The organism is Dokdonella sp. (genome assembly GCF_039926425.1).
GTDB lineage: Bacteria > Pseudomonadota > Gammaproteobacteria > Xanthomonadales > Rhodanobacteraceae > Dokdonella_A.
In genome coordinates, this window is sequence record NZ_JBDSWZ010000116.1 from 1 (window position 1) to 7519 (window position 7519).

Annotated in this window: 6 protein-coding genes and 2 pseudogenes; 5 read left to right on the forward strand and 3 right to left on the reverse strand. The window is 63.7% G+C overall.

Features of this window, described 5'->3' with window-relative positions; genetic code table 11:
• From aceE to ABIV12_RS07175, 3 genes and pseudogenes are all read left to right on the forward strand, one after another.
• A pseudogene (gene aceE / locus ABIV12_RS07165) lies at positions 1 to 685 on the forward strand (pyruvate dehydrogenase (acetyl-transferring), homodimeric type); the annotation flags it as partial.
• Between the two features lie 242 nt (positions 686 to 927).
• Positions 928 to 3426, forward strand: coding sequence for a DUF3772 domain-containing protein (locus tag ABIV12_RS07170; RefSeq protein ID WP_348057720.1), 2499 nt, complete (start codon positions 928 to 930; stop codon positions 3424 to 3426).
• A 155-nt stretch (positions 3427 to 3581) separates the two neighbouring features.
• The gene (locus ABIV12_RS07175) at positions 3582 to 4145 is read left to right on the forward strand and encodes a hypothetical protein (protein WP_348057722.1); all 564 of its coding nucleotides are present in this window, start codon (positions 3582 to 3584) and stop codon (positions 4143 to 4145) included.
• Between the two features lie 68 nt (positions 4146 to 4213).
• Here the strand turns inward: ABIV12_RS07175 and ABIV12_RS07180 are convergent, their stop codons facing one another.
• Entirely contained in the window at positions 4214 to 4510 is a 297-nt protein-coding gene (locus ABIV12_RS07180; RefSeq protein ID WP_348057724.1) for a hypothetical protein, read from the reverse strand.
• Positions 4511 to 4575: 65 nt separating this feature from the next.
• Positions 4576 to 5715: a serine hydrolase domain-containing protein gene (locus tag ABIV12_RS07185; RefSeq protein ID WP_348057726.1), complete on the reverse strand. Its 1140-nt coding sequence runs from the start codon at positions 5713 to 5715 to the stop codon at positions 4576 to 4578.
• A gap of 102 nt (positions 5716 to 5817) precedes the next feature.
• Here ABIV12_RS07185 and ABIV12_RS07190 point away from each other — a divergent pair.
• Together ABIV12_RS07190 and ABIV12_RS07195 are read left to right on the forward strand one after the other, a co-directional pair.
• Positions 5818 to 6168, forward strand: a pseudogene (locus tag ABIV12_RS07190) (NYN domain-containing protein); the annotation flags it as partial.
• 152 nt (positions 6169 to 6320) lie between these two features.
• Entirely contained in the window at positions 6321 to 6554 is a 234-nt protein-coding gene (locus tag ABIV12_RS07195) for an OST-HTH/LOTUS domain-containing protein (RefSeq protein ID WP_348057727.1), read from the forward strand.
• Between the two features lie 27 nt (positions 6555 to 6581).
• Here ABIV12_RS07195 and ABIV12_RS07200 read toward each other — a convergent pair whose 3' ends face one another.
• Positions 6582 to 7121, reverse strand: a complete 540-nt coding sequence (locus ABIV12_RS07200) for a hypothetical protein (protein ID WP_348057729.1) — start codon at positions 7119 to 7121, stop codon at positions 6582 to 6584.
• Between the last annotated feature and the right edge of the window lie 398 nt (positions 7122 to 7519).

Consider the following 7519-nt stretch of genomic DNA (forward strand, 5'->3'; position numbering starts at 1 on the left):
CCGCATGATGCAGGAGCAGGAGGACGTCTATTACTACGTCACCGTGATGAACGAGAACTACACTCATCCCGAGATGCCCGCGGGCGTCGAGTTGGACATCATCAAGGGGATGTACCTGTTCCGCGATTCGGGGCTTGGACATCGGGATTCGGCAAAAGCCAAGGGCAAGGCGGCGAACGTGCCGTGCGTGCAACTGCTCGGGTCGGGAACGATCCTGCGTGAAGTGATTGCTGCGGCCGAACTGCTGGAGAAGGATTTCGGCGTTGCGAGCGACATCTGGTCGTGTCCGAGTTTCAGCGAACTGCGCCGCGACGGATTCGACGTCGAACGCTGGAACCGTCTGCATCCGATGGACAAGACGCCGCGCAAGGCACACGTCACCGCGTGTCTCGACGGTCGTGCCGGACCGGTGATTGCCGCAACCGACTATGTGCGCGAATACGCCGACCAGGTGCGTGCGTTCATGCCTGATGGCAAGCGTTATGTCGTGCTCGGAACGGATGGTTACGGGCGCAGTGACTCGCGCGCAAACCTGCGCAGCTTCTTCGAGGTCGATCGTTACTGGATTGCGCAGGCGGCGATTTCCGCGCTGGCGTCCGAGGGCAAGATGAATCCGGAAGACGTTGCGCGCGCGATCAAGCAATGGAAGCTCGATCCTGACAAGCCCAATCCGACGACGGTGTAATCGGGCGCATTGCAGAAGTCGGGCATGCATTTTCTGTGAGAGCGGCTTCAGCCGCCATGCTCTGGAAGGACTTGCAGAAGCAGAAGCATCGCGGCTGAAGCCGCTCCCACCGATATCGGGATCGCGTCCGCCAGCTCGAAGAACGAGCGGGCGCGCATCGGGCGGGAGGGCGCGCCACATTGAAAACAGTCTGCGCATGCATTCGCCGAGGCGTCGCGTGTCTCCTCTTGAATAGGTTCCGCATGCAAGCATCGCGCTCGTTGACGCCATCGCCGATGGCTTCGATCATGCGCCGCATGCATGCAGCCCTCCGTTTCGCCTTGTTCATCGTTCTGTCGATCGCCAGCCTGCCGTGCTTCGCGCAGGCGCCTGATTCGGCCAAGGACATCGACGTTGCCAATCAGCAGATGGCCGACATCCGCAAGCAGCTCGCCGCTGCGCAAGGCAGCGACACTCCACTGACCGACGCAACGCTCAACGACTATCGCGACGCCGTGGCGGCGCTGGTCGCACAGGCCGATGCGCTGACCGGCGATCGCACGCCCACGTTGGTCGACCTCGATGCCCGCCTCGGTGAACTGGGCGATGCCCCGGTCAAGGGCGCGGCTGCGGAAGCGCCCGACATTGCGGCGCGCCGCCTGGACCTCGACAAGCAGCGCGCCGTCCTCGATGCGGAGATCAAGCGTGCCAAGCTGCTCGCCATCGACAGCCAGCAACTGGCTGGCCAGATTGCCGAGATGCGGCGGGCGAATTTCCAGGCCCGGCTGTCGCAACGCACCGCATCCCCGCTGACACCGACGTTTTGGCGCGATGTCAGCGGCAACCTCGCGCGCGACGGAGCGCGCCTTGGCGCGTCACGCGACGGCATGGCCGTGGCGCTGGGCGACAGCTTTGCGCCGGACAACCGGGTCGTCGCGATCGGTGGCCTGCTGGTCGGACTGTTTCTCATGGTGTTCGGTCGGTGGTCGGTCGAACGCGGCCTCATGCGCATGACGGCCAACCGTGTCCCGCAGGGACGCCTGCGGCGTTCGGCGCTCGCATTTGCCCTGGTCGTGGTCGCGACCGCATTCGTCGGCGGCGGTGCGAAACTCATCATGGTCGCGCTCGACTGGAATGGTGCGTTCTCCGATGCCGAGGCAGGTTTCGCGCGCGCGGTGGTCGCAGCAATCTTCTTCGGCAGTTTCGTGGCCGGCCTCGGCCGTGCGCTGTTGTCGGCCCGGCGACCGTCGTGGCGCCTGCCGGAGATTCCCGACGCGATTGCGGTCCGACTTCGCACATTCCCGTTCCTGTTCGGATGCGCCGTTGCACTCAGTATTTTGCAGCAGCGGATCAACAGTCTCGTCGGCGCGAGCCTGTCGGCCACGATCGCGGGAAGCCTTGCCGCGGCGCTGCTGTACGCAGCGGTCATCGGTTGGGGGCTGCTCCGTGTCGCGCGTGCGGATGTTCCGCAGACATCCGATCGCGAGGAGCCAAAGGAACAGGACCCGTCCCAGCGCTCGGCGTGGATCGGCCTGTGCGTCGCAGCGTTGTGGGTCGGCGTGATCGCCATCGTGCTGTGCGCCCTTACCGGATACGTCGCGCTCGCGCAGCAGATCGCGCGACAGATCGTTGGCCTCGGCATTGTCGCGTCGACCTTCTATCTTCTTGTGCACCTGATCGAAGACATCTGCGCCGCGTTGATGGCATCGCGTGCGCCGTGGTTGCGCAATACGCTCGGAATCGAAGGGCGTGCGCTCCAACAGGTCGAAGTGCTGTGTTCGGGTGTGTTCCGCGTCTGCGCGCTGGTTCTCGCGATTGCGACAGTATTTTCACCTTACGGCAGCGGCCCGTCGGATCTGGTCGCGCGCATTGCGCAGGCCGGCGCGGGCCTCAAGATCGGCCAGATCGAAGTGACACCCGGCGCAGTGTTCGGCGCGTTCGCGGTGTTCTTCATCGGGCTGGCAGCGCTGAAGGCGTTGAAGAGCTGGCTGTTCAACCAGTATCTGCCGACGACCCGACTGGATCCCGGCATGCGCACGTCGGTCACGACGCTGCTTGGCTATGTCGGCGGCGTCGTGGTCGTTGCATTCGCGCTGTCCGCGCTCGGTTTCAGCCTCGAAAAGATCACGTGGGTCGCGAGCGCGTTGTCCGTTGGCATCGGTTTCGGCCTGCAGGCGATCGTGCAGAATTTCGTGTCGGGACTGATCCTTCTGATCGAGCGGCCGGTGAAGGTTGGCGACTGGGTCGTGCTCGGCGATGCCGAAGGCGACATCCGCCGCATCAACGTGCGCGCGACCGAAATCCAGATGAGCGACCGCTCGACCGTGATCGTGCCGAACTCCGAACTGATCACCAAGAGCGTGCGCAACGTGACGCTATCGAATGCCGAAGGTCGCGTGCGCATCCGCCTGCCGGTGCCGGTGGAGAGCAACCCGACCCGCATTCGCGAGATCATCACCGAGACCTTCGCAGATCATCCGGGCGTGTTGTCGACGCCGACGCCCAGCGTGCTGCTCGACGGCATCGAAGGCATGTCGCTGATCTTCATCGCGGTCGGCTATATCGCCAATCCGCGGCAGGCGGGCAGCGTACGCAGCGAATTGCTGTTCAACCTTCTCGCGCGCCTGCAGGAAGAAAACATCGCTCTCTCGTCGCCGCAGCAGATGACGTTGCTGGGGCCAGCGATGCCGCCGATATCGGCGACGTCAGCGGGAACGTCGCACGTCCTGGCCGGCGATGTTGCCGATCACGAAGGTCGCTGATGGACAATGGAGAAGACATCTTCTTTCGTATCGCGTTCGATGAGGTCTGCAGCGCAAGCCACCATCAATCTCCATCGCCACGCCATGCGCGCTGATTCTCGGCGCGTCGGCAGCGGCTACGGTGCACTGATCGTCATCGGGAATGGAGACCATTGATGGACGCATTCAATTACCTTTCCGTGCTGCTGTCGATCATCCTCGGCATGGCAATCACGCAGATCCTGAAAGGCTACCGCGGCATGATGCAGTCGCGCGCGCGTCTGGTCGTCTACTGGCCGTCGATCATCTGGTCGGTGCTGCTGCTGGTCCTCGCGGTGCAATCGTGGTGGGCGATGTTCGGGTTGCGCCACCACGTGGACTGGACCTTCCTCGAATTTGCAACCGCTCTCGCCCAGCAGATCGTGATGTACCTGCTTGCCGCGCTGGTGCTGCCGGACTTCTTCGGCGACGCGGCGGTCGACCTGCGGGCTCACTACTACGGTCAGCAGCGCTGGTTTTTCGTGTTGCTCCTGTTGCTGGTCGGCATCAGTCTGACGAAGGAATTCCTGTTCACCGGCAGCATTGGTGATCCCTCGAATCTGCTGTTCCATCTGCTGTTCGCCGCGCTGGCCGCGGGCGGCGCAACGATACGGGAAGGGCGCTTTCACGGCTGGATGACCGGCGCGGCCGTCCTCGCGATCGGGGCGTACATCGGTCTTCTGTTCCGTCACCTGGCTTGACGCGCACGTCGCCAGAGCGATGCGTTTGCAGCACGCTGAGTCGAGGAACGCCGACGGTGATCGCGGCGTCAGCCATCCAGCAGCCAGCGGCGCACATCCTCGACACCGTCGCGATTGTCGAGAACGTGCAGGCGCGGTGGATGGTCCCGCAGTTCGCTTGAACGGGCGATTGTCACGCCATGCTTCGGGCACACGTCCAGGCAACCGCACGCAATGACCCGGATGTCCTTGCGACCTTCCGACTTGAGTGCACTGCGCAACTCCCCGCGCAGATCCTTTCGATCCTGCCGCTTCATGCATTTGGTACAGAGGAATACCGCTTCCTTCCAGCGGGCGGCAAGGGCGGCTTCGATCGGGAGGGTCATGCGTGGCGCCGTCGTCGGTTGGGAAGTGGCACTACGCACGGTCGCGCCTGACACGCGCGTGAATGTCACGGTCCATCAGCGGGCGGTGCCCCTGCGCACAAGGCCGCGTCGAGCAGGTCGTACAGCAGCCCCGATCCTTGCCAGACCTGTCCCCAGTCAGTGGCCGCCGTGTTGGAAAATGCGATCAACACGACATGCTGTTTCGGAGCAAGCACGTTGATCGTGTGGATTCCGCCGATCCCGCCCTGGCGCTCGACGATGTCGACGGGCGCGGCACAGCGCGCAAGCTTTGCCGAATACGACCATGCGCCCAATGCCACGTACCCGAACTTCGGCTCCCCTTTCCACATGAGATCGGTGCTTGAGGCGGACAGCAGCGTTCCATCGACGAGTGCACGATCGAAACGCAGCAAGTCGTCGACAGTGCCGTACAACGCTCCGGCCGCACCGTAGCGTCCGATGTCGAGTCGCGGTTCGGGTCGTCCGTCGGCGAGGTAACCGGTGACGCGATCCCGGGCGGGGCGCGCACTCGCCACCATGGGTGCGAGTGTCTTCAGCCCGAGCGGCTTCGCGATCCGGCGCTCGATCTGTGCAGCGTACGACAATCCCGTTAACCGCTCGAGCACCGCAGCCAGCACCAGGTAATCGCAGTTGTTGTAGTCGAAACGTTCGCCGGCCGCATGTTTCATCGGACCGGCGCATACGCCGGGAACCGGATGTCCTGCCATCGTTGCGCCGCGATAGAACGAAGGAACGCCGGCCGCATTGGTTGGCGTGTCGTCGGGATTTGCGAGGCCCGACGTGTGCTGCAGCAACTGGCGCAGCGTAATCGCGGCAATGGCCGGCGTGCCGAACCCGGGAAGGGCGTCAGCAAGGACGTCGTCGAGACGCAATCGCCCGCGTTCCACCTGCTGCATCACGAGGACCGCCGTCACCTGCTTGGTGATCGAAGCCCAGCGCCAGCGTTCGTCGGTCGTGTGCGGTCGGTGCGTGGCGCGGTCGGCATCGCCAAAGCGGCCGCTGTAGAGCCGGGTGTTGCCACGATCGAGCACGATCAGACCGTCGAAGCGTCCGGCCTCGTGCGCCTTTGCCGCGACTTCGGCGACGGCATCCGGTGCGGTCGGTGCGGCGTGGGCGATCCGGGCTGAGGATGCAGCGACAGCAATGAGGAGAACCGCCGCGGCCTTGATTCGGATGGATGGCATGGATATGGAGTCCTGGCTGGCGTCCATCGCGGCGATCATCACAATGCAGCATCGGTCGAACTACGACAGTTCGCGCCATCCGGATGCGCAAGCTTCGTCTGCATGCGCACCAAAATTGCAGTGCTGATCGACCCGGGCAATGCGCAGTCCTCTGTAGTCGAAGGCGTGCTCGCGGAGATCGCCAAGTATGGGACCGCAACGGTCAAGCGCGCGTACGGAGACTGGACCGGACCGCAGTTGAAGGGCTGGAAGGAAGCGCTGCTCAAGTACGCGATCCAGCCGATCCAGCAGTTCCGCTACACCACCGGCAAAAACGCGACCGACTCGGCGCTGATCATCGACGCGATGGACCTGGCTCCAGGCGCCAAGCTCGGTGGCTTCTGCATCGTGTCAAGCGACAGCGACTTCACCGGACTCGCGCCGCGCGTTCGCGAAGCCGGTCTCTTGATGTACGTTTTCGCCGAAAAAAAGACGCCGGCACCGTTCGTGTCCGCGTGCGACAAGTTCATTTCCACCGGGATCCTGACCGGCAATGGCGGTGAGGACTTGCCCGCGGTGGCGCGGCCTTTCGCCTCCCTCCAGCAGGGCAAGCGCTTGTCAGCCTGTTGCGCGATGCGGTCGAGGCGTCGTCGGACGACGCCGGCTGGTCCTTCCTCGGCATGGTCGGCAACAGCATTGCGAAGCAGGCGCCCGATTTCGATTCGCGCAACGACGGGTACCCGAAGCTGAGCGGACTGATCGCTGCGAGCGGCTTGTTCGAGATCGAGAAACGCAAGACCGGCGACGGATCGACGACGTCGATCTACGTTCGTTCGAAGTCGGGTGCGTCGAAGAGCTGAGTCGGCGTCGAACGTCGACGCCGGAGGTTATTCGTTCGCGGCGAAATGCAGGTTGCCGATGTCGTTCTCGCTGCACACCAAATTGCGGCGCAGTCGATCGATCGTTTCGCTTGGTGTCGTACCCGAACGTGTCCGTGAAAACGACGGAAGCAGTGAACGGATGCGACCGAACAGACCGTTGGCCGGTTGGGGTGAGTCATCCTGGATGCTGGCCGAATCGAACACCGGCTGCACCTGGGCCGGCTGCCCATGGCCCGCGATGGACAGGTGGCGTGTCTTTGAATAGCCACCGACGTGCATCCGCCGCGCCCACTGTTCGACCTCGCCCTTCGCGTCGGCCATCGTGTCGAAGAGCTCGAGTTGACGTGACGGAAGCGGACGCTCCCACCAGGTCAGCGCAAACTTGTCGGACCATGGACCGGACACTCCAGCGACTGCCTTGCCACCGATGTAGGCAACGGCAAGCAGGCCGTTGTAGCGCACTCGCCATTCGAGCGGTCCTTCGAGCGATGCCGGCTGAGCGGAATCGGCGTCGAGCTCATTGAAGCTGTCCATGATTGCGAGCATGTCGGGTACTGAAAAGGTGACCAGGCCCTGAGCGAAGCAAACAGCGTGCCAGATGAGGGATTCTCCTCAGCGCGGCTTGGCGCGTCGGTGCGCCCTGCAAATGACACACTTTGGCACTTTCGGCCTTTCCGCCGGACCGTCCGCGGCGTCGAGCCTGGTCAGACGCAATCGGCGCGTCCGATTTTCCAGCGCGTCGGCGACATCGGATGCAATCGATCGTGCCGAGCCGCGGTCCTCATGCCGTCGATCGCGTGGTCGACGTTCCCGCCCGACCGGAGATTTCCATGCGCATCCTCTTGTATGCCCTCTTCTTTCTTGCCGGTGGAACCGCGCTGGCACAGGAGCGTGCCATCGCATGGGTGGGCACCAACGGCGCCGGGACGGTGGTGCGATTCGAT

Bases quoted from the DNA above. Each gene is read 5' to 3' on its own strand.
- ABIV12_RS07170 (WP_348057720.1), top strand. From the start codon at position 928: ATGCAAGCATCGCGCTCGTTGACGCCATCGCCGATGGCTTCGATCATG.
- ABIV12_RS07175 (WP_348057722.1), top strand. From the start codon at position 3,582: ATGGACGCATTCAATTACCTTTCCGTGCTGCTGTCGATCATCCTCGGC.
- ABIV12_RS07180 (WP_348057724.1), bottom strand. From the start codon at position 4,510: ATGACCCTCCCGATCGAAGCCGCCCTTGCCGCCCGCTGGAAGGAAGCG.
- ABIV12_RS07185 (WP_348057726.1), bottom strand. From the start codon at position 5,715: ATGCCATCCATCCGAATCAAGGCCGCGGCGGTTCTCCTCATTGCTGTC.
- ABIV12_RS07200 (WP_348057729.1), bottom strand. From the start codon at position 7,121: ATGCTCGCAATCATGGACAGCTTCAATGAGCTCGACGCCGATTCCGCT.